Origin of the sequence: Gallaecimonas pentaromativorans (assembly GCF_003751625.1) — a bacterium.
GTDB lineage: Bacteria > Pseudomonadota > Gammaproteobacteria > Enterobacterales > Gallaecimonadaceae > Gallaecimonas > Gallaecimonas pentaromativorans.
In genome coordinates this window covers 89,559-109,752 of sequence record NZ_RJUL01000006.1, presented here as the reverse complement: position 1 = coordinate 109,752, position 20,194 = coordinate 89,559, and the positions used below count along the sequence as shown (strand labels likewise).

The following is a 20,194-nucleotide window of genomic DNA, read 5'->3' as shown; positions in this document are numbered from 1 at the left end:
AGCCCGGCCTTGGCCGGGCAGGGGCTACTGAAAATGCGCTGCCGGTAGGTGTTCGCCTTCTTTGGGCTCCCGGGGTTTTTTAAGGTAGTGCTCGGGTTTTAAGCCAAACAATTCGCCCAGGGTGGCGGCTACAAAGATAGACGACCAGGTACCCACTACTATTCCCACAAAAAGGGTCAGGGCAAACCCAAACAGCGGCTCGCCCCCCAGCAGCAAGATGGCGCCCACCGTAAAAAGGGTGGTGCCGGAGGTAACCAGGGTGCGGGAAAAAGTGGAGCGGATGGCGTTGTCCACCAACTCGGGCATCGGCGTTTTATGGCGCTTACCCAGGGTCTCTCGCAGGCGGTCGGCCACCACAATCGAATCGTTCACCGAATACCCCATCACTGCCAGCAGCGCCGCCAGGACGGTAAGGTCGAACTCGAAGCCAAACAGCGAGAAGACCCCCAGCACCAACACCACGTCGTGCAGCAGTGCCAGGATGGCCCCTGTTGCCAGGCGCCATTCAAAACGCACCGCCAGATAGGCAAGGATGCCAAGAGCGGCCATGGCCACCGCCAGTGCCGACTGGGCCACCTGGCCGCTGCCCACCTGCGAGCCCACAAAGCTGGAGTTGACCAAGGTTACGGGGCTGCCGAGCTTGGCCGACAGCACCTTGGCCAGGGCGAAATCGGGGCTGGGGTCCTGTTGGTAGCTTATTCGCCAGCCGTCGCCGTTTTTCACCACCTGTGGCCGCTCTTTAAGGATGGGGGTGAGCACTTGGGTGAGTTGCTCGGCCTTGATTGGCTGGCTCAGGGTAATGTCTTGCACCATACCGCCGGTAAAGTCCTGGCCAAGGGCCAGGCCTCGCCAGCTCAGCAGCACCAGGGCGCTCAGCACCATCACCGTCGACAGGGCCAGGGCGCAGTAGCGCCAAAAAGACAGGGTTTTGAGGTTTTTCATTAGATCTTGACCCCTTTACGGTTATCGCGGCCCCAGATGGGGTTGATGATGGCGCGGGTGCCGAGGATGCCGGTGAGCATGCTGGTCAGTAGCCCCAGCCCCAGGCTGATGGCAAAGCCCTGCACCGGGCCTCGGCCCAGGCCATAGAGGATGATGGCGGTGATAAGGGTGGTGAGGTTGGCGTCCAAGATGGTGCGAAAGGCGTTGTCGTAACCCAGGTGAATGGACTGGCCCAGGCTTTTACCTTCCCGCAGCAGCTCCTTGACCCGCTCGAAGATAAGCACGTTGGTGTCTACCGCCATGCCCACCGTCAGCACCAGGCCGGCGATGCCGGGCAGGGTCAGTACACTGCCCGGCACCAGCGCCATCAGCCCCAGCAGCATGAACAGGTTAGCCACCAGTGCCAGGTTGGCCACCCAGCCAAAACGCCGGTACCACAGCGCCACAAACAGCAGGCAGGTGCCAAGGCCCAGGCTCAGGGCCATCAGGCCGTTATGGATATTCTCACTGCCAAGGCTCGGGCCCAGGGTACTTTGGGCGATGATGGTGACCGGCGCTGTCAAGGAGCCGGCCCGTAGCAGCAAAGACAGTTGCTGGGCCTGCTGCTGGCTGCCGATGCCGGTGATGCGAAAGCTGGCCGGCAGGGCGCTTTGAATGGTGGCCACGTTGATCACCCGGCTGGTTTTAACGGTGTTGCCCTCAGCGCTCTTTTGGTACTCGGTAAAGAGGGTGGCCATGGCATCCCCCACGTGCTGGCGGCTGAAATCCCCTATTTGCGCGGCGCCTTGGCTGTCTACCGCAATCGACACCTGGGGGCGGCCCATGTCGTCCACCCCGGAGCGCGCATTGATGATATGGCTGCCGGTCAGTACCGGTTTGCGGCTCAGCCACAGGGGCTGGCCCTGCTCGCCGTTCACCGGCACCCGCCCGGCGCCCGGCCCGGTAAAGGCTTGGCGAAACTCCAGGGATGCCGTGGCGCCGATGATGTTGCGGGCGGCGGTGGGGTCTTGCACGCCTGGGATCTCGATGCGAATGCGCTCCTTGCCGTCGCGCATCACCGCCGCTTCGGTGATCCCCAGCTCGTTGATGCGGCTTCGCATGATGCCAAGGGTTTGGTCCATGGCCAGCTGCACCTGGCTTTGCTGCTCTTGGTCGCTGATGGCCAAGCGGATGGCATCGCCGTCAAGGCGCTGCTGCCACTTGGGGTATTGGCGGGTTAACCGCTGCTGCAACTGGCTAAGGCTGCTGCCATGGCGCGGGTGGATAACCAGGGCCTGGCCGCTTAGCTGCACGCTGGCCACATCCATCATCTCGCTGATGTCGTCGCGGGCGCTGCTGAGCTGGGCATTAAGGGCCGCCTGGGTATCCACGGCGAGGATAAACTGCACGCCGCCGCGAAGGTCAAGGCCCAGGTGGATGGGGCGCATGCCAAGCTCTTGCAGCCATATTGGGGCTTTGCTTTGTTGGTCCAGCACCACGGTCGCGCCGGGCAGGGCGGCCTTAAGGGCTTTTTGGGTGGGCAGGGCGTCACTGGCGTTTGCCAGCACGATATCGGCTTGGTTGCCGCTTGCCTTGATGGCGGTGATCTCCACCTCGCCCAGCAGGGCTTTTAAGGCGCTGGCGCTCACGGGCGCCTTGGCGGTGATAGCAATCCTTGGGCTGTCGCCAAAGAGGGTAGGCAGGGCGCTTAAGGTCAGCAGTACTAGGCTGATGAGCAGCACGGCGTATTTCCAACCGGCCAGCCGGTTGATGAGCACAGGGGCATTGCCCCGTGGATAAGGCATAGGGTCTCCTCGCGGCATGGCGCCGCTTTGCAAAATAAAAATCGGTATTTGCGTGAGGAGATCAGCTGCGCCAGGCAGCGAAGCGGTCGAGGTTGTGGGTTAAGCGGCCGCCGGCAACAAAGCCGGGGCTGTCGGCAATATTGAGGGCCCAGTCACAGCCCGGCGGTTTTTGCTGGCGAAAGCCGCGGCAAAAGGCCGGTGCGGGAGCGATTTTGGCCTCGAATACCAGGCCGTAATTGGGGGTGCGGGGCTCGTCATCCAGGCCTTGATGGGTGAAGTGACGTTGCAGCTTGATGAGGTTAAGCAGCGCCGGGGTTTTATCGCCCTGGCTTTGCTTGACGGTGCTGCCATGCTGGGGCGCGGCCACGGCCGAAGGCACCGGATGACCAAGGGTCCCCAGGGCAAAAACCAGCAATAAGGCGGTGAAAAAGGTGCGCAGCATCGTCATCCGGTGTGGGTTAGCCGGGCCAATCTACCACCGGCCTGTTACTCAGCTCAATATTTTACCGAGCAGCCGTAAGGGCGCGAGACCGGCGTTGGCACCGTTTTACCGGCCAACAGCGCGTCCATGGCGGCTTTGACATAGTTGCGCGCCTTGGGGATATCGGCCGGATCGGCGCTGGCGATGGAGTCGATGCCGCCCATGTATTGCAAGGTGCCGGTTTTATCGATGATAAAAAGGTGCGGCGTGGTGCGGGCGCCATAGCGGCGGCCAACGGCGCCGTCTTGGTCAAACAGCACGGCGCTGGGGTGGGCGCCGCGGCTGGCGCTGAGCTGGTTTGCCTGTTGGGCAGTAACGTGGCCCTGCTTGCCAGGGGCCGAGGAGATAACCGACAGCCACACCACGCCTTGGCCGGTGTAGGCCTGCTGCAGGCCCTGCATGTTGCCGGAATCATAGTGTTTTTGCACAAAGGGGCATTGGTCGTTGGTCCACTCGAGAATGACATAACGGCCCGTAAACTCACTGAGCTGATAACTTTTGCCGTCGCTGCCTTGAAGGGTGAAATCCGGGGCCTTGTCGCCTGGCGTCAGTGCCAGGGCGGGTAGGGCAAGCAGACAGAGCAGTAACCAGGCTTTCATGGGGTGTTCTCCAAGGCATCTTTGAGGGCATTTGCCAGCAGGCCAGGGGTCAGCAGTTGCGGCAGCACATGGGGCTTGCCTTGCTGATCATAGAGCACATAGAGCGGTACGCCAGCGCGGCCAAAGCTCTCCAGGTAGCGGGTTATGACCGGGTCGCGGGCGGTCCAGTCGCCTTCGAGGTAGGTCACGTCATAGAGGGTGAACAGGGCGCGGGTTTCCTCCCGGGCCAAGGTGGTGCTTTCGTTGACCTTGCAGGTAATGCACCAGTCGGCGGTCATGTTCACCAGCACTGGCCGATGCTGGGCCAGCCTTTCCTTGAGGGTGGTCTCGTCAAAGGCAATAGAGGGCGGCTTGTCGGCCGACTGCCAAAGCGGCAGCAGCGCAACCAGCAGCAGCGGCAACCAGGCTAATACCTTGAACAGCCGATGGGGCAACAGCCAGATCCCCACTCCCAGCACCCAGGCCGCCAGCAGCCAAAAGCCCTGGCCACTCAAGTTATTCATCACCCACAGCAGCCAGACGGCGGTGAGCAGCAGCGGAAAGGCGAGTATCTTTTTAACGGCCGCCATCCAGAGCCCGGGTTTGGGCAAGGCGCGGCGCAATGCTGGCAGATTCTCCAGCAGCACCATGGGCAGTGCCAAGCCAAGCCCCAGGGCGCTGAACACCAGCAGCAGCTTCCAAAGAGGCAAGGTCAGGCCGATGCCGATGGCAGGGGCCATCAGCGGTGCGGTGCAGGGGCTGGCCACCACCACCGCCAACACCCCGGTTAAAAAGGCTTCAAGCGGGTGGCCGTGCTCAATGCGGTCTTGCCCAAGGGACATTAGCCGGGTACCAAGCTCCAACTGAGTCAACAGGCTCAGGCCCATAAAGGCAAAGAGGCTGGCCAAGAGGGCCACGAACACCGGCGATTGCAAATGAAAGCCCCAGCCCACCGCTTCGCCAGCCTGGCGAAGCGCAAAAAGCGCCAGCGCCAGCCCCCAAAAGCTCACCAGCACCCCGGCCAGGTATTGCAGGCCTTGGCCGGCTTTAAGGTGCAGGGCCTTGATGGCCAGCACCGGAAATACGCAGGGCATGATGTTAAGCACCAAGCCACCTGCCAGCGCCATTAGGCACAACAGCCACAGCGCCTTGTGCCCGGCTGCCGGGGCCTTGGGCTGCGCCATGGTGACCAGCACGGACTTATCCGGGGTAACCAGCAACACCTTGGGATCGGTTGGCGGCTCGGTAAAGTAGGGGTTTTTAGGCAGGCTCAACAGCAGGGTATCGCCTTGCCACAAGAGCTGCGGCTTGGCGCCGTTCTCCACCAACTCGGGGTTGGCCACAAACACCTTGGGCAGGGTGCCGATAAGCTCGGGCACCTGCAGGGCATACGACACCACGTTTTGCTGTAGCTCCATGCGCCCCCGCCCGGGCAGCACGGCCGGCAGCTTTTGCCGGGCCTCATCGAAAAAACCGCTGTTGTCCTTTTGCGCCGCCTTACCGGCGCTAAGCGCCAGGCTCAGCATGGCGTCTCCGGGAATGCAGGCTTGCTGGCAAACCAGCCAGGAGGCTTTGACCTTCACCGCGAGGCTTTGGGCGTCTTTGGGCGGGGTGAGCTGTACCAGAAGGTTTGATGGACCTTCAAAACCGAAGTTGACAATGCCGCCGATATCGATGGCTTTAGGCACTTGCCATTGAATGGCGCTGGCCTGCCAGCCTGGGGGCAGTTGCCAGTCGAGGGTGGGGGCCAGGCCCGAGTCGCCAGGATTTTGCCAATAGGTATGCCAGTGGGGTTCGGGCACAAAGTTAACCGCCACCCAAAATGGCTGGCCGGGGACGAAGGTGCTGACATCGGCTTTGATATCAACGGCAATGTGGGGCGCCTGTACCGGCTCGGCCCTGGCCGTTTTGATGGTCAGCAGTGCCAGGAGCAGGGCGAAAAATAAAGCGGGCCGCATGTTGAGTCCTTTGGGCTGGCCGGGCAATCAGCATAAACCAGCTTACCCGGGCTGAACACCTGATGGCCTGGTCATCCGCCGCCGCTGTTAACCGCCATTTGCCTGGCGCCGGTAATAGAGCACGCCGGGGTGGTCGCAAAGCGCTGGCCAGGGCGCAAAGCCGAGGCTCTGGTAACAGCCCATGGCCGCCAGGTTATCCGGGTAGACGTTGAGGCCAAAAGCGGTATCGGGGGAGGTGGCCATCAGTTGTTGTAGCCACAACCGGCCTAGGCCTTTGCCGCGCCACTGCGGGTGGATAATCACTCTGGATAGGTGCAGGCAGCCGTGGCGCGGGCCCATTTGGGCGAAGGCCACCAACTCCCCGGCATGAAAGCCGCCGAGGTTTTGACGCTGGTCAAAGCCAAGCTCTGCCAAGGTAAAGCCGTTTTTAAGGCCGGGACCGGCCCAGCGGGTACGCTCAGTATCGGAGCCCACCCAAGCGCCCAGAGTGATGGCAAGGGTAGGGTTGGGCAAGAGGGAAGCGATGGTGAGTTCCATGGCGGCTCTAAATACAGGGGCGGCGACAAAAAGGGAGCCGCTGGCTCCCTTTGGCATTAGGGGGCGAGGGCGGATTTAAGGCAGCTCACGTCTTTACAGAAATGATGCTCCTTGCCCTCGATGATGGTCACCGCGCCCTTTTCGTGGGGCCAGTCGGCGGTGGCGTCACCTTCTTTATCCAGGGCCATGCGGTAAGGGTATTTTTGCATCTTCGATTTGGCAAAGAGCTTAAACACCAGCCCCGGCATCTTGGAGATATCGGCCACATAGAGCACCCCGGCCTTGGCCATGGTGTCGTCTTTGTCCTTGCCGAAGGCATCCTTGATGAGATCGTTGGCATCCATGTCCGCGGCAAAGAAAATCACCTGCGCCTTGCCGGGGACCTCGATCGGGTGGTCGAACTGGTCGTCCAGGCTGACGGCGTGGGCCGCGATACTGAACAGCGCTACCAGGGAAAGACAATAGGCGCGCATAAATTCTCCTTTCGAAAACAATGATCTAGCAGGAATAACTGCTGTTAACTGACCATGTTCGAGGGCCGAATTCAAGCCGCTTGGCTCAAAGCTGCTGGCGAGCGCGCATAAAAAAGCCCGGTAAGCCTTCAATTGACGGTTGGGGGCTTACCGGGTCCAGGGAGAGAACTTCAAAATGCACGGGTATCGCATGCCGTGCACAACTTATGACCAGCGGTCTTTGCGGGAGTTCACAAAATCAGGTGAAAATTTTTTGTGCAGATTTTTTAGGCGCTTAGAGACTTCACTTGACAAGTCCGATGAGTAAACATAAATTTTAAACACCTGTTTGATACCGGTGTTTGCCATGACCCGCCGACCTGATACCAAAGCGCAAATCCTTGACGTTGCCGAGCTGCTCTTCGCCGAGCAGGGCTTCAACGACACCTCCTTGCGCCTTATCACCTCCGATGCCGGCGTGAACCTGGCCTCCGTCAACTATCATTTTGGTTCCAAAAAAGCCCTTATCCAGGCGGTGCTGGCCCGCTACATGGACACCTTCATGCCGTCGCTCAAACACAGCATGGACCAGCTGCTGGCCAAGGACAGCCTAGAAATGACCGAGGTGTTCGGGGCTTTTGTCGCGCCGCTGCTGGCATTGGGGGATTTTCGCCCCGGCGGTACCGGCATCTTCATGCAGTTGTTGGGGCGCGGCTACAGCGAGAAGCAGGGCCACCTGCGCCGCTTTATTACCGGCAGTTACGGCGACGCCTTGAGTGCCTTTATGGCGGCGGTGAAGAAAGCCACTCCAGGCATCCCAGGCAACGAGGTGTTCTGGCGGCTGCACTTCACCCTGGGCACCGTGGTGTTCACCATGGCGTCCAGCATGGCCCTGACCGAAATCGCCGAGAGCGATTTTGGCGAGCAAAACAGTATCGAGAGTCTCATTCACAGGCTGGTGCCCTACCTGGCGTCGGCTATGACCGCGCCGCTGCCTGTGGCTGTTGGCAATTCACAAGACGCAGCCTGAACTGCGTTCCACTACGTAAGAGGAAAGGAAAATGGTGTTTCTGTTGCTGATCCTGGTGGCATTGGCCGTGATCCTCGGGGTCCCGGATATACGCCGCAATCTCATCACCAAACCGGTGTTTGGTATCTTCAAAAAAATCCTGCCGCCGCTGTCGCAAACCGAAAGGGAAGCGATGGAAGCGGGCGATGTCTGGTGGGACGGTGATCTGTTCCGCGGCAAGCCTGACTGGAAAAAGCTGCTGGACACCAAGCGCTCCGAGCTCAACAGCGACGAGCAATCCTTTATGGACAACCAAGTAGAAACCCTGCTGAAAATGCTGGACGACTACAAGATTGTTCATGAAACCAAAGACATGCCTAAGGAAGTGTGGGACTTCCTGAAAAAAGAAGGCTTCTTTGCGATGATCATCCCCAAAGCCTTTGGGGGCCGTGAATTCTCGGCGGTGGCCAACTCCACCATCGTTTCCCGTATCGCCACTCGCTCACTGTCTTGCGCCGTGACCGTCATGGTGCCCAACTCCCTGGGCCCGGGCGAGCTGCTGATGCACTACGGTACCGACGAGCAGAAAAATCGCTGGTTGCCGGGTCTGTCCAACGGCACCGAAGTACCTTGCTTTGCCTTGACCGGTCCTGAAGCGGGCTCCGATGCCGGCGCCATTCCCGACGAAGGTATCGTCTGCAAAGGCGAGTTCGAAGGCAAAGAAGTGCTGGGTATTCGCCTGAACTGGAACAAGCGCTACATCACCCTGGCCCCGGTGGCCACCGTGCTGGGCCTGGCGTTCAAGCTCAAAGACCCTGATGGCCTCTTGGGCGACAAAAAAGACATCGGCATTACCTGTGCCCTTATCCCCACCAGCCACCCCGGTGTGCGCGTGGGTGACCGTCACTTCCCGTTGGGTCTGGCCTTCATGAACGGCCCGACCTTCGGTGAAAACGTCTTTATCCCCATCGACTGGATCATCGGCGGCCCTGACTTTGCAGGTAAAGGCTGGCGCATGCTGGTGGAATGTTTGTCTGCCGGCCGCGGTATCTCCCTGCCGGCGCTCGGCACCGCCACCGGCCACCTGTCTGCCCGCATGACCGGCGCTTACGCCTATGTTCGCCGCCAGTTTGGCCTGTCCATCGGCCGCTTTGAAGGTATCCAGGAGGCCATGGCTGAGATTGGTGCCGACACCTACCTGCTGGAATCGTCTCGCCGCCTGACCGTGACCGCGCTGGACATGGGCCTTAGCCCGTCTGTTGTCACCGCCATCGCCAAATACCACATGACCGAGCGCGCCCGTAAGGTGCTGGACCACGCCATGGACATCCATGCCGGTAAAGGTATCCAGTTCGGGCCCCAGAACTACCTGGGCCACGGTTACCTGGGTATCCCGGTGGCCATTACCGTGGAAGGGGCCAACATCCTGACCCGTAACCTGATGATCTTCGGCCAGGGCGCCACTCGCTGTCACCCCTACGTCTTTGGCGAAATGGAAGCGGCGGCCAACCCCGACGAAGCCCAGGGCCTGAAAGACTTTGACGGCCTGCTGGTCAAGCACATTGCCTTTGGCATGGGTAATTTCTTCGGCTCCCTGTTTCAGGGCCTGACCGGCGGCGCGTTCAACAGTGCCCCTGTGTCTGGCGAAACGGCCCGCTACTACAAGCAGCTGTCTCGCATGTCCAAGGGCCTGGCCCTGTGCGCTGACATCTCCATGCTGACCTTGGGTGGCGATCTCAAGCGCCGCGAGCGGCTGTCTGCCCGCCTGGGCGACGTGCTGTCCAGCCTGTATCTGGCTTCTGCGGTCCTTAAACGCTACGAAGACGAAGGCCGCCAGGTCGCCGACCTGCCGTACGTGCACTACAGCATCCAAAAACTGCTGTTCGAGATTGGCGTCGCTTTCGAAGGCTTCTTTGCCAACTTCGACAACCGTTTCATGGCCAATGTGCTCAAGCGCGTGATCTTCCCGTTAGGCGTTAACTACAAAATGCCGAATGATAAGATTGGCGAGCAAATCGCCACCGCCCTGATGCAACCTGGCGTGGCCCGTGACCGCCTGACCCACCTGGTGTTTGTCTCTGACGACAAAGACGACGCCGTAGGCGTGATGGAACGTGCCTTCCAGGCCATGGTGGGCGCGGCTGGCATTGAGAAGAAAATTCTCAAAGCCCAGCGCAGCGGCACCATCGCCAAGCGCATTCCCTTTAACCAGGCCATCGAGCTGGGTCTGGAAGCCGGCGTCATTAGCCAGGAAGAAGCCGAGCAAATCCGTACCGCCGAAGCCTTGCGTTACCAAGCCATCCAGGTTGACCATTTCGCCCCCGGCGTTTTGGAAGGCCACGGCGTCTCCAGTGAAGGGGCCAGCCCCTCCAGCGCCGCCTAAATAACGGTGCAGTGAAAAAGCCGCCTTCGGGCGGCTTTTTTGTTGGCAGAAGAGGGGCCTTGCTAAGGTAAGGCCTTGGTATACTGGCAAAAACAGTATTTCGGAGGCCCGCATGGCCCAGCTTTTAATCGACCTTCGCGGCAAATCTTTGGCCGAAGACGAAGCCCAGTGGCTTGCCCATCAGGCCTGCGCCGGTCTTATCCTCTTTACCCGAAATTACCAGAACCCAGCGCAGCTCAAGCAGCTCATCCTCGATTGCCGCACCGCCGCCGGCAAACCCATTTTGGTCACGGTGGACCACGAAGGGGGCCGGGTACAGCGCTTTCGGGAGGGCTTTACCCGCCTGCCGGCAGCTGGGGAGCTGCGCGCCCTGGCCGGGGATAACCTGGCGGTGGCCGAGTATCTGGCCTGGAGCGCTGGCCTGGTGATGGCCGCCGAGCTTATCGAAGTGGGGGTAGACATGAGCTACGCCCCGGTGCTGGACCTTGGGGTTAACCAGAGCGTGATTGGCGACCGCGCCTTCGGCGCCGATATTTTCTGGGTAACCCGGCTTTCGGCGGCCTACGCCAAGGGCATGCGGGATGGCGGCATGGCAAGCTGCGCCAAACACTATCCCGGCCACGGCCAGGTCATCGAAGACACCCACCTTCACCAAGCCATCGACAGCCGTTCCCTCAAGGACATTGCCGCCACCGACGAGCGGCCGTTTCGGGCGCTTATCGAGGCTGGCAGCTTGGACGCCATCATGCCGGCCCATGTGAGCTACCCGGCGCTGGATAACAAACCGGCCTCATCCTCCCCTTTATGGCTGCAAGGAAGGCTGCGTGGCGAGCTGGGCTTTAGGGGCTTGGTGTTCTCGGACGACTTGAGCATGAAAGGCGCCCATGGTCTTGGCAGCCCGGCCGAGCGGGCGGTGGCGGCGAGCCTCGCAGGCTGCGATTTATTGCTGTGCTGCAACGAGCCGGCCAATTACCCGCCGATCCTTGCCGCCATCGCAGGGGAGGCAACTGTGGATTTTGACGCCCTTAGGGCAGGTCCCTTGGCGGTAAGCCCCGAAACCTTGGCCCGGGCTCAGTCGCTGCTGGTTTCGATAAAGCAGCCACCGGCCTGACTGCGAGCCTGAAACAGCGCCCGGTCGGCCATTTCCATCAACTGCTCGTAGGGCAGGGCGGCTCTTACCTGCAAGCAAAAGCCGCCGGCGTGTACCTCAAGGGGTTTAGCCAGGGATCTCAGCTCACTCATCAGCGCCTTGGCCAGGGTGTCGATGGCCTGGGGGCCGGGGCCGGCCAGGGCCACCATCAGTAACCGCTGGGACAATTTCACAAACAGGGTGTCGGGCATGCCATGGCTGATGGCCGAGCGCAGCTCGGCAAAGCGGTCGGCCGGCAGCTCGCCACGGCCGGAAAACTCCCACAAAATGACCGTTAAAAAGCCGCCGGCCTCGGCCTGGTTGGCGGCAAGGGCTGCCAGGGCGGTGCGGCCTTGGCGTTCGTCCTGCCATTGTTGCTGCTGTTGCTCGCGCTGCCAGCCGATGGGGGTAAACAGCTGAGTGCTTTGCTGGCGCGCCAAGAGGGCGGCCACAAAGGAGGTAAAGCGGTGCAGATGGTTAAAGTAGGTATTCATCCACTGCTCATCGAGGCTGCCGGTTACCATCAGCGCGCCGCGGTTAAGGCCCTGGTCTTTTAGCGGCAGCGCCAGCACCCCTTGTGCCGGGTCAAAAAAGTGTTGGCCGGCCCGCAGCACCCGCTGCGCTTCAGGGGCGCTCCACAGCGGCCACACCGGCTCGGCTTCGGGCCAGTGGGCCCGCACCAATACCTGCTCAAAGAGGGTAAGGCTTTTAAGCCCCAGCTTGCGGCCAAGGAGGGTGAGGGTTTGTTGCAGCACCCGGTCCAAGTCTTCAAAGCGCTGCTCCAAGAGGTTGGCGGCAAGCTCGCCCATCATCACCGCCAGTTCGCTTTCTTTTCTCAGCACCTGGGTTTGCCGGGCCACTTCGGCTTCCAGGCGTTTGTGCTGGTTATCCAGCTCGGCTTTAGAATCAGCCAGGGCGAAGAGCTGGCGTTCCCGCTCCTGGGAAAGCTGATTGAGGGCCTCAACCAGGGTAGCCAGTTCGTCTTTCTCGTCGCCCTGGCGGGTAAGGGCAAAACGACTTTTCCCTTCTTTTATCTGCAGTGATAAGTCTTCCAGGTGGCGGGTGATCATCCGGCCCACCAGCATCACCATCAGCAGAGACACTAAAAAGGTCTTCACCCCTTGGGTCAGAACCAGCACCTCGGCGTGCTGCCACAGCTCGTCGTAGATGCGCTGGTAGCTAACCCCTACCTCCAACTGGCCCAACTCTTGGGTGGCCCGGCGTACCGCAAACAGCACCATGTTGTCCTTGCGGCCGGGGTGGCCGAGGGTGGTGATGGTGCCTTCCGTGGTCACCAGCCTTGCTGACACCACATCGGGGATGCGGGTTATGCCCTTTAGCTGCAACTCCACCTGGGACTGGTTTAAATCCCACACCGATTGAGCGAGGGCAGGTAGGGTGATGCTTTCTATCTGGTCGACCCGCTGGCGAAGCTCGGTCAGCTCCTGCTGGTAGCGGGCATAGAGGTTGACCAGCACAAACAGCAAGGTCAGCACCGATGAGTAGAGCATTACGCTCCACAAAAATCGGGTGCCAAGGGGCAGGCGGCGAAGGTTCATGGCCGGGGCCTCATTTGCAGCTCGAAGCGGTGGGGCCCCTGGTAGGGGGTGTGCACCTTGCTCATGGCGCGAAAGTTGATATCCAGCCAGTCGTGGGCGGCCATCATATTGAACAGCGCCGTGCCGGGAATGAGCAGGTGAAAGAGCGGCAGCTGAATCTGCAGGCCGTCGTCTTTGGCAAAATCAAAGCCGTTTTGATAATCCACCAACAACACCAGTGCCAGGCCCGGCGCCATGAAGTGGCCACCGGCCAGGGCCGAAATGGCCCCGGAGCGGCGTAGCCGCAGCGCCTTGGCTGAGCTGTTAAAGGTGCCCACCAGAATGTCGCGGCCCGGTTCCAGGCCCTTGGCACGAATGGCGTCGATGGCGCCAAAGGCCATTTGGTCGTCGGCGGCCCACACCGCTTTGATGTCCGGGTATTGGGTCAGCAGCTGGGTCATCTGGCGGCGGGCACGGGATTCTTGCCAAAAGCCGTAGCGAATGGCGCGAAGCTTGAGCTCGGGATGTTTGCGGGTTGCCCAAAGGAGGCCCGCCTGGCGGTTAAGGCCGGCCGGAGTGCCCCTGTCGCCGGCAATGGCCACCAGCGGCACCGTTTTATTGGGCATCAGCCCGGAGAGGGCCCCCGCCACCTGCTCGCCGGCCTGGAGGTTATCCGGCACCAAGGTGCCAAGCCAGTAAGGGTAGTGTTGGCGGGGCAGGCCCAGTTGTTGTTGCTGGCCTTGGTCGAGGTCGTTCAGCACCAGCATGATGGGGATCTTGGCGCTGTCGAACAGCTTGACCAGCTCTACTCCCAGGCCTTTGTCGTTAACCGCCATCACGTAATCGGGTTTGTCCTGGCGGCGGCTAACGGCTTTGGCCAAGTCCAGCAGGGTTTTCTCGTCGCGATTGCCGTGGAGGATCTCCACTTGTACGTCCAGATCGGCCGCCGCTGCTATCAAAAACTGGTCGACATTTTCCCAGAAGGGTTCGTTGGCATAACCCGGGTTCAGGAAGGTCACCCTGGTAACGGCATGGGCCGCCAGGGGGGATAACAGCAACAACAGGAGAAGAACAAACCGCGCCATGGTGATCCTTTGTTATTCACAAGCATTTTACATGCTTCGTCCTGGGGTAAAAGCGCTATTCCCTTGTTTATTCAGGATGATTTTGGCTTGCACTAAAAAAGCGCCACGAAGGGCGCTTTTCTTTAACAAGGCTCAGCGGACTGGCCGTATTTGCATCAATACGCCCATGGCGGGGTTGTCGAAATAATGCCACTCGCCGCTTTTAAGGCGGCGCTTTTGGCGAAGGGTTTTTACCAGTAGCGGCTGGCCGTCGCCTTGCACGGTTTTAAGGTCCAAGGCCATGTCCACCAGCAGGTAGTGGTCCAGCGCCACCTGAATTTGCCCGGCAAGCTCCGGCACCATGGCCGGCATCACCGTTGCGTCAACGGGCGCTTCGCCAGTCTGGGGCTCGGCAGGGGCAGCGCTCACATCCACAGCCGTGTTTTCAGCAACGGGTTGGAGCACGTAACTGCCCAAGTCACGGCCGGCTTCCACGGCCATGGGCGTGGCATAGCGGGGCTGCTTGGGGGCCAGGCGCCAGCCGGTGTGCAGCAGCACCCGGCCGCCGGGCAGGCCGGTAAGGCGGCTGGCGGCATCATTCAGTTTTAGCTCGTCGGGGCGCAGCAGGCGGGGCAGTTGGCTGTCGTCAGTGGCATCAGGGGCGCTACCCACAATGGTTTGTGGCACGGCTGCGCAAGGCGGCGGGCACTGGGCGTTGATGGCATCGATGAGCAGCGGGTTGGTCTTGCCGTCTGGCAACGGGCGCGGCGGCCAGGTTTCGTTGCTGGCGTCCTGACGGGCCACAATCACCACTTCCACGTCAAAGACGGTGGCGGCCATCAATTGGCTTGATACCAGGGCGGTCAGCAGCACCCATCCTTTAAGCAGCTTTTGCATGTCGTGCCAAGTCCTCCAGAAGTTGCTGCACGTCGCCCAGGCGTTTGGCCGGGTCATCCAGTTGTTTCAATACCTTGAAACGGCTGGGGCCATCGAGGCGATAGAGTGACGGTTTTTGTTGTAAAAGGCCAATGAGATAGCCGGGGTCCACCGTCGTTTGTTCAGAAAAGTCGAGGGTGATGCCGCCCTTGGCCGAGGCCTCTACCCGGCTAAGGCCAAGGGCGTTGGCTTGCAGCCGAAGCTCTGTCACCGCCAACAGGTGTTTGGCGGCATCGGGCAACAGGCCAAAGCGGTCAATCAGCTCGATGTTGAGCTCTTTGAGCTCCTCGCTGTCCTTGGCCGAGGCAATGCGTTTATAAAGCTGCAACCGGGTGCCCACGTCGTGGATGTAATCACCAGGCAACAAGGCTGGCAGGCGAAGATCGACCTCGCACTGGTTGGCCAGCACCCCTGTCAGGCTCGGCTCCTTGCCGGCTTTGAGGGCTTCGACCGCTTCGTCCAGCATGTCCATATACAAATCAAAGCCGATGGCGGCAATCTGGCCGCTTTGCTCGTCGCCCAACAGCTCCCCGGCGCCGCGAATTTCCAAGTCTTGGGTGGCCAGCAAAAAGCCGGCACCCAGGGCTTCGAGGGAAGAGATGGCATCAAGGCGCTTGATGGCGTCTTTGGTCATCCGCTTCGGGTTTGGGGTCATCAGATAGGCATAAGCCTGGTGATGGGAGCGGCCGACCCGGCCACGCAGCTGATGCAGTTGCGCCAGGCCCAGGTTGTCGGCCCTGTCCATGATGATGGTGTTGGCGGTCGGCACATCAATACCGGTTTCGATGATAGTGGTACATACCAAGAGGTTGTGGCGCTGGTGGTAAAAATCCGCCATCACCTTTTCCAGGTCGCGCTCGCGCATCTGGCCGTGGGCGATGGAGACACGGGCCTCGGGAATGAGCTCTTCAAGCATCTTGGCGGTCTCTTCGATGCTTTCCACCTCGTTATGCAGGTAATAAACCTGGCCGCCGCGGCGAATTTCCCGAAGCACCGCTTCGCGCACCAGGGCTTTGTCGAATTCCCGTACAAAGGTCTTGATGGCAAGGCGCCGGGCCGGGGCGGTGGCGATGATGGAGAGATCGCGAATGCCGGACATGGCCATGTTCAACGTGCGGGGAATGGGGGTGGCGGTGAGGGTGAGGATATCCACCTCGGCCCGCAGCTTTTTAATGCTGTCTTTTTGGCGCACCCCGAAGCGGTGCTCTTCATCGACGATCAAAAGCCCCAGCTCTTTAAAGCTGACGTCCTTTTGCAACAGCTTGTGGGTACCGATAAGGATATCCACTTTGCCCTCGGCGGCATCTTTCAAAATGGCTCTTTGCTCGGCCGGGGTTTGGAAGCGGGAGATGGCTTCGATACGCACCGCCACATCGGCAAAGCGGTCACGGAAGTTCTCAAAATGCTGCTGGGCCAGCAAGGTGGTTGGCACCAGCACCGCCACCTGTTTGTTGTTGGAGACGCTGATGTAGGCGGCGCGCATGGCCACCTCGGTCTTGCCAAAGCCCACATCGCCGCACACTAGGCGGTCCATGGCTTTGTTGCGGGTCATGTCGCGCACCACCGCATCAATGGCATCTTGCTGATCGTCGGTTTCCTCGAACGGGAAACCGGCGGCAAAGGCGGCATAGCCGTCGTCATCAAAATGGAAGGCAAAGCCGGGTTTGGCTTCGCGCCGGGCGTAGACGTCCAACAGCTCTGCCGCCACGTCGCGCACCTTCTCGGCGGCTTTGCGGCGGGCCTTTTCCCAGGTTTCGCCGCCAAGGCGATGCAGCGGCGGCTCCTCGGCGCCGGCGTAGCGGCTGATGAGGTTCAACGCGGCCACTGGCACATAGAGCTTGTCGCCCTTGGCGTATTCGAGCATCAGAAATTCGGTGTCGATGCCGCCGGCGCTTAAGGTCTCCAGGCCCATGTAGCGGCCGACGCCGTGCATGCGGTGCACCACGCTCTGGCCGATGGAAAGCTCGGCAAGGCTGCGAATAATGGCGTCGGTGTTGATGCCGTCATCGTCTTTTTTGCGGCGTTTTCGCTGCAATACCCGCGGGCCGGTGAGCGCCGCTTCCGGCACCAGCCTCAGCAGTTGGCCTTGGTATTCGATGATGCAGCCCGCTTCCAATGGCGCCACCAATATGCCGTGCCCGGCCTGGGGGGCGGCCAGCCAGTCAGCCAGTTTTTTAATGCGCGCCGGTTGGATGCCGGCCTTGGCCAGCAGTACCGCCAAGGCTTCGCGGCGGCCTTCGGACTCGGCCACAAAGAGCACCGGGCCTGGGGTGCTGGCAAGCCACTCGGTGAGCTTGTGCAGGGGCTGCTGGTGCTTGGCGTCAATAGAGAGCTCTGGCAAGGGCAGGGCGCCGGCGTCATGGACGCCGCCTTTGCCTTCTACTTCGCCGCCTTGGTGCAGGGCCAAGCGGGGGTAGTGATTGAGCGCGGTAAAACAGTCGCTGGCCTCTAAAAACAAGGTCTTGGGGGCGAGGATGGGGCGCAGCCGGTCGTGGCGGCGCTCCTCATAGCGGTATTCAAGGTCTGCCCAGAAGGCGGCCATGGCGCTTTCGAGATCGCCAATGGTGAGAATTTGGCTGCCATCTGGCAGGTAATCAAAGAGGCTGGCGGTGTCGTCAAAAAAGAGCGGCAGGTAATACTCGATACCGGGGGGCTGCTGGCCTTTGGACACCTGCTGGTAGATGGATTCTGGCGCCGTGGGCGCGTCAAAGCGGGCCCGGTAGTTTTTACGAAAACGCTCAATGCCAACATCGGTCAGCGGAAACTCGTGGCCGGGCAGCAGGCGTATCTCTTCTACCTCGCCGGTGGAGCGCTGAGACTCGGGGTCAAAGCGGCGCAGGCTGTCTACTTCATCGTCGAAAAAATCCACCCGGAACGGGCTGGACTCCCCCATGGGGTAGAGGTCAATCAGGCCGCCGCGCACCGCAAACTCGCCGTGCTCCATCACTTGGTCTACCAAGCGATAACCAGCGTTGCTAAGCTGGCCGCGCAGGGTCTCCAGGGGCCGGGTCTCGCCTTTTTTTAAGAGCAAGGTGGCGCCGTCCACATAGCCGCGCGGGGCAATGCGGCCCAGCAAGGTAGTGACCGGCAGCACCATCAGCCAGCTTTTTTTCAACGGCAGTTGATAGAGGGAGGTGAGGCGCTCGGAGATAATGTCTTGGTGCGGCGAGAAATTATCGTAAGGCAGGGTTTCCCAGTCGGGGAACAGCTGCACATCGGGGCTCAGGGCACTTAGGGCTTCCACTAGGCGGTTGGCGCTGGGGCTGTCGCTGGTCACCAGCAGGGTAAAGCCATTGTGGCGTTTGGCGGCCTCTAAAATGGCCAATACCTGGGCGTCACCGGCCAGGTTTATCCAGTGTTGACGATCGCCACCGCGCGCCGGCAGCGCCAAAGATTCCAGTGCCTTCATTACATCCTGTCTTTTCTTGTACCTAAATGCGAAGGCCGGGGCAGCCTGGCCGCCCCGGCCCTTTTATCAGTCGCGGTAAATTTTCAATAGATCGCCGTAATGGTCAACTCGCCGGTCGCGAAGGTAGGGCCACCAGCGCCGTACCGATTCGCTGCGGGCCAAGTCTACCGGCACCACCACGCTGAGCTCGGACTCGGTGTCCGCTTCAAAGAGGTATTCCCCCTGGGGCCCGGCCACAAAGCTGGTGCCCCAGAACTCGGTGCCGGGGCCGCCGGCCGGGTCAGATTCGTGGCCAACCCGGTTCACCGACACCACCGGCACGCCGTTGGCGATGGCATGGGCGCGCTGGATGGTCACCCAGGCGTTGCGCTGGCGGTCTTGCTCGGCTTGGTCGTCGTCCGGGTTCCAGCCGATGGCGGTGGGGTAGATGAGCAGCTCGGCGCCGCTCATGGCCATCAGCCGGGCCGCTTCGGGGAACCACTGGTCCCAGCACACCAGGATGCCCAGTTTGCCTACCGAGGTTTGGATGGGCTCAAAGCCCAAGTCGCCTGGGGTGAAGTAGAACTTCTCGTAAAAGCCCGGGTCGTCGGGGATGTGCATCTTGCGGTATTTACCGGCGATGGTGCCGTCTTTTTCCAGCACCACGGCGGTGTTGTGGTAGATACCGGGGGCGCGGCGCTCAAAAAGGCTGGTCACAATCACGATGCCCAGTTCTTTGGCCAGTTCGCCAAAGAGCTCGGTGCTGGGGCCGGGGATGGGCTCGGCCAAATCAAACAGGTCGGTGCTCTCTACCTGGCAAAAATAAAGGCTCCTGTGCAGCTCTTGCAGCACCACCAACTGGGCGCCGTTCTCGGCGGCATCCGTAATGCCCTCGATGGACTTGGCCAGGTTTTGGTCCAGGTTGCCGGTGCAGGCGTGCTGCACCAGGCCCACGTTGATAATGCTCATAGTTCCACTCCGGGGGGCAGCAGGCTCAGGGTGCCCTGGGGCAGCTGCATGGTCACGCAGTGCAGGCTGCCGTGTTGCTTGATAAGAGGCAGGCAGTTCAGGCCCACCACGTCAAAGCCTGGGAAGGCTTCGCTGATGGCCGCCAGGGCTTCCTCGTCGCGGTCGTCGTTGTAGACAGGAACCAGCACCGCGCCATTACAAATCAAGAAGTTGGCATAGGTAGCGGGCAGGCGCTGGCCTTCATCGTCGAAAACTTCAAAGGGCCAGGGCAGGGGCACCAGCTTGTAGGGCTTGCCGTCGGCGTCGGTCATGGCTTCGAGCTCGGCTTCCATCTTTTGGAAGGCCTCGAAGTGCTGGTCCTGCTCGTCGTCACATTTGACGTAGGCAATGACGTTATTGGGGCAAAGCCGTGCCAGGGTGTCGATATGGCTGTCGGTGTCGTCACCGGCCAGATACCCGTGGTTCAGCCAGTTGATTTTCTCGGCGCCAAAATCGGCCTTGAGCTGGGCTTCAATCTGTTCTTTGGTCAGATGCGGGTTGCGGTTGGGGTTGAGCAAACACTCGCTGGTGGCGAGCAGGGTGCGGTCACCGTCAAACTCGATAGCGCCGCCTTCCAGCACCAGCGCTTTTTGCTCAACCGGCACCGCAAAGGCGCCCAGTTCATCGAGGCGCGCCGTGATTTGGTTGTCCAGGGCCGCGTCAAACTTGTTGCCCCAACCGGTGAAGGTGTAGTCCAGCAGCTTGAGGCCTTCGGGGGTTTCTACCGTCAGCGGGCCGTGGTCGCGGGCCCAGGTGTCGTTGCTGGGCACGCCGTAGACCATAAAGGCGTCATCGCTGATGCCAAGGGCCAGCAGCTTTTCCTTGATGGACTCTACTTCGTCTTCGGGCGCGGCGATAAGCACATCGGCGTAGTCGCTGATCACATAGGCCAGGGCCTCATACAGCGGGATCACCTCGTCCAGCATGTGGTCCCAGTCGGTGTTTTTGTGGGGCCAGGTGAGCAAAACCCCATCCAGGCCTTCCCATTCAGCAAGCAGACGTTGCAC

16 protein-coding genes are annotated in these 20,194 nt (G+C 60.9%); 3 read left to right on the top strand and 13 right to left on the bottom strand.

The window, feature by feature from the left end; translation table 11 throughout:
• Nucleotides 1-24: 24 nt before the first annotated feature.
• The 7 genes from secF to EDC28_RS11920 form a co-directional block, all read right to left on the bottom strand.
• Complete coding sequence (secF, locus tag EDC28_RS11950; RefSeq protein WP_123421754.1) at nt 25-942, bottom strand: protein translocase subunit SecF; 918 nt, start codon at nt 940-942, stop codon at nt 25-27.
• Entirely contained in the window at nt 942-2,726 is a 1,785-nt protein-coding gene (secD, locus tag EDC28_RS11945; protein ID WP_123421753.1) for a protein translocase subunit SecD, read from the bottom strand. The genes secF and secD overlap by 1 nt, the downstream gene beginning before the upstream one ends.
• Nucleotides 2,727-2,787: 61 nt before the next feature.
• Entirely contained in the window at nt 2,788-3,168 is a 381-nt protein-coding gene (locus EDC28_RS11940; protein WP_123421752.1) for a hypothetical protein, read from the bottom strand.
• A gap of 53 nt (nt 3,169-3,221) precedes the next feature.
• Nucleotides 3,222-3,806: a thioredoxin family protein gene (locus EDC28_RS11935; RefSeq protein ID WP_123421751.1), complete on the bottom strand. Its 585-nt coding sequence runs from the start codon at nt 3,804-3,806 to the stop codon at nt 3,222-3,224.
• Nucleotides 3,803-5,743, bottom strand: a complete 1,941-nt coding sequence (locus tag EDC28_RS11930; protein WP_123421750.1) for a protein-disulfide reductase DsbD family protein — start codon at nt 5,741-5,743, stop codon at nt 3,803-3,805. Before EDC28_RS11930 ends, EDC28_RS11935 begins: the two co-directional genes overlap by 4 nt.
• An 87-nt stretch (nt 5,744-5,830) precedes the next feature.
• Nucleotides 5,831-6,280 (bottom strand): GNAT family N-acetyltransferase, encoded by a 450-nt coding sequence (locus EDC28_RS11925; RefSeq protein WP_170164113.1) that lies wholly within the window; start codon nt 6,278-6,280, stop codon nt 5,831-5,833.
• A 56-nt stretch (nt 6,281-6,336) separates the two neighbouring features.
• Nucleotides 6,337-6,753, bottom strand: a complete 417-nt coding sequence (locus tag EDC28_RS11920) for a hypothetical protein (RefSeq protein WP_050659949.1) — start codon at nt 6,751-6,753, stop codon at nt 6,337-6,339.
• A gap of 346 nt (nt 6,754-7,099) precedes the next feature.
• Between EDC28_RS11920 and psrA the strand changes: the two genes are divergently transcribed.
• The 3 genes from psrA to nagZ all read left to right on the top strand — a co-directional run bounded on the left by psrA (nt 7,100) and on the right by nagZ (nt 11,235).
• Nucleotides 7,100-7,762 carry a TetR family transcriptional repressor PsrA gene (gene psrA / locus EDC28_RS11915; protein ID WP_050659950.1) on the top strand — a complete coding sequence of 221 codons (663 nt, stop codon included), beginning with the start codon at nt 7,100-7,102 and terminating at the stop codon, nt 7,760-7,762.
• Nucleotides 7,763-7,793: 31 nt separating this feature from the next.
• Nucleotides 7,794-10,124: an acyl-CoA dehydrogenase gene (locus tag EDC28_RS11910; RefSeq protein WP_123421748.1), complete on the top strand. Its 2,331-nt coding sequence runs from the start codon at nt 7,794-7,796 to the stop codon at nt 10,122-10,124.
• A gap of 112 nt (nt 10,125-10,236) precedes the next feature.
• Nucleotides 10,237-11,235 carry a beta-N-acetylhexosaminidase gene (gene nagZ / locus EDC28_RS11905; protein ID WP_123421747.1) on the top strand — a complete coding sequence of 333 codons (999 nt, stop codon included), beginning with the start codon at nt 10,237-10,239 and terminating at the stop codon, nt 11,233-11,235.
• On the opposite strand, the gene EDC28_RS11900 is transcribed toward nagZ, so the two are convergent.
• The 6 genes from EDC28_RS11900 to EDC28_RS11875 form a co-directional block, all read right to left on the bottom strand.
• A complete protein-coding gene (locus EDC28_RS11900; RefSeq protein WP_123421746.1) occupies nt 11,196-12,812 on the bottom strand; it encodes a hypothetical protein in 1,617 nt (538 codons plus the stop codon). The genes nagZ and EDC28_RS11900 overlap by 40 nt on opposite strands.
• Nucleotides 12,809-13,876, bottom strand: coding sequence for an ABC transporter substrate-binding protein (locus EDC28_RS11895; protein ID WP_050659954.1), 1,068 nt, complete (start codon nt 13,874-13,876; stop codon nt 12,809-12,811). The genes EDC28_RS11900 and EDC28_RS11895 overlap by 4 nt, the downstream gene beginning before the upstream one ends.
• A gap of 132 nt (nt 13,877-14,008) precedes the next feature.
• A complete protein-coding gene (locus EDC28_RS11890; protein WP_170164112.1) occupies nt 14,009-14,752 on the bottom strand; it encodes a CsiV family protein in 744 nt (247 codons plus the stop codon).
• Nucleotides 14,736-18,200, bottom strand: coding sequence for a transcription-repair coupling factor (gene mfd / locus EDC28_RS11885; protein ID WP_123421744.1), 3,465 nt, complete (start codon nt 18,198-18,200; stop codon nt 14,736-14,738). Before mfd ends, EDC28_RS11890 begins: the two co-directional genes overlap by 17 nt.
• Nucleotides 18,201-18,266: 66 nt before the next feature.
• Nucleotides 18,267-19,148 (bottom strand): carbon-nitrogen hydrolase, encoded by an 882-nt coding sequence (locus EDC28_RS11880; RefSeq protein WP_123421743.1) that lies wholly within the window; start codon nt 19,146-19,148, stop codon nt 18,267-18,269.
• Nucleotides 19,145-20,194, bottom strand: coding sequence for an agmatine deiminase family protein (locus tag EDC28_RS11875; protein ID WP_123421742.1), 1,050 nt, complete (start codon nt 20,192-20,194; stop codon nt 19,145-19,147). Before EDC28_RS11875 ends, EDC28_RS11880 begins: the two co-directional genes overlap by 4 nt.

Excerpts from the sequence above, each read along its gene's own strand:
- nagZ (WP_123421747.1), top strand. The coding sequence starts at position 10,237 with ATGGCCCAGCTTTTAATCGACCTTCGCGGCAAATCTTTGGCCGAAGAC.
- EDC28_RS11910 (WP_123421748.1), top strand. The coding sequence starts at position 7,794 with ATGGTGTTTCTGTTGCTGATCCTGGTGGCATTGGCCGTGATCCTCGGG.
- EDC28_RS11900 (WP_123421746.1), bottom strand. The coding sequence starts at position 12,812 with ATGAACCTTCGCCGCCTGCCCCTTGGCACCCGATTTTTGTGGAGCGTA.
- EDC28_RS11940 (WP_123421752.1), bottom strand. The coding sequence starts at position 3,168 with ATGCTGCGCACCTTTTTCACCGCCTTATTGCTGGTTTTTGCCCTGGGG.
- psrA (WP_050659950.1), top strand. The coding sequence starts at position 7,100 with ATGACCCGCCGACCTGATACCAAAGCGCAAATCCTTGACGTTGCCGAG.
- EDC28_RS11920 (WP_050659949.1), bottom strand. The coding sequence starts at position 6,753 with ATGCGCGCCTATTGTCTTTCCCTGGTAGCGCTGTTCAGTATCGCGGCC.
- EDC28_RS11935 (WP_123421751.1), bottom strand. The coding sequence starts at position 3,806 with ATGAAAGCCTGGTTACTGCTCTGTCTGCTTGCCCTACCCGCCCTGGCA.
- secF (WP_123421754.1), bottom strand. The coding sequence starts at position 942 with ATGAAAAACCTCAAAACCCTGTCTTTTTGGCGCTACTGCGCCCTGGCC.
- EDC28_RS11930 (WP_123421750.1), bottom strand. The coding sequence starts at position 5,743 with ATGCGGCCCGCTTTATTTTTCGCCCTGCTCCTGGCACTGCTGACCATC.
- EDC28_RS11890 (WP_170164112.1), bottom strand. The coding sequence starts at position 14,752 with ATGCAAAAGCTGCTTAAAGGATGGGTGCTGCTGACCGCCCTGGTATCA.
- EDC28_RS11895 (WP_050659954.1), bottom strand. The coding sequence starts at position 13,876 with ATGGCGCGGTTTGTTCTTCTCCTGTTGTTGCTGTTATCCCCCCTGGCG.
- EDC28_RS11880 (WP_123421743.1), bottom strand. The coding sequence starts at position 19,148 with ATGAGCATTATCAACGTGGGCCTGGTGCAGCACGCCTGCACCGGCAAC.
- EDC28_RS11925 (WP_170164113.1), bottom strand. The coding sequence starts at position 6,280 with ATGGAACTCACCATCGCTTCCCTCTTGCCCAACCCTACCCTTGCCATC.
- secD (WP_123421753.1), bottom strand. The coding sequence starts at position 2,726 with ATGCCTTATCCACGGGGCAATGCCCCTGTGCTCATCAACCGGCTGGCC.
- mfd (WP_123421744.1), bottom strand. The coding sequence starts at position 18,200 with ATGAAGGCACTGGAATCTTTGGCGCTGCCGGCGCGCGGTGGCGATCGT.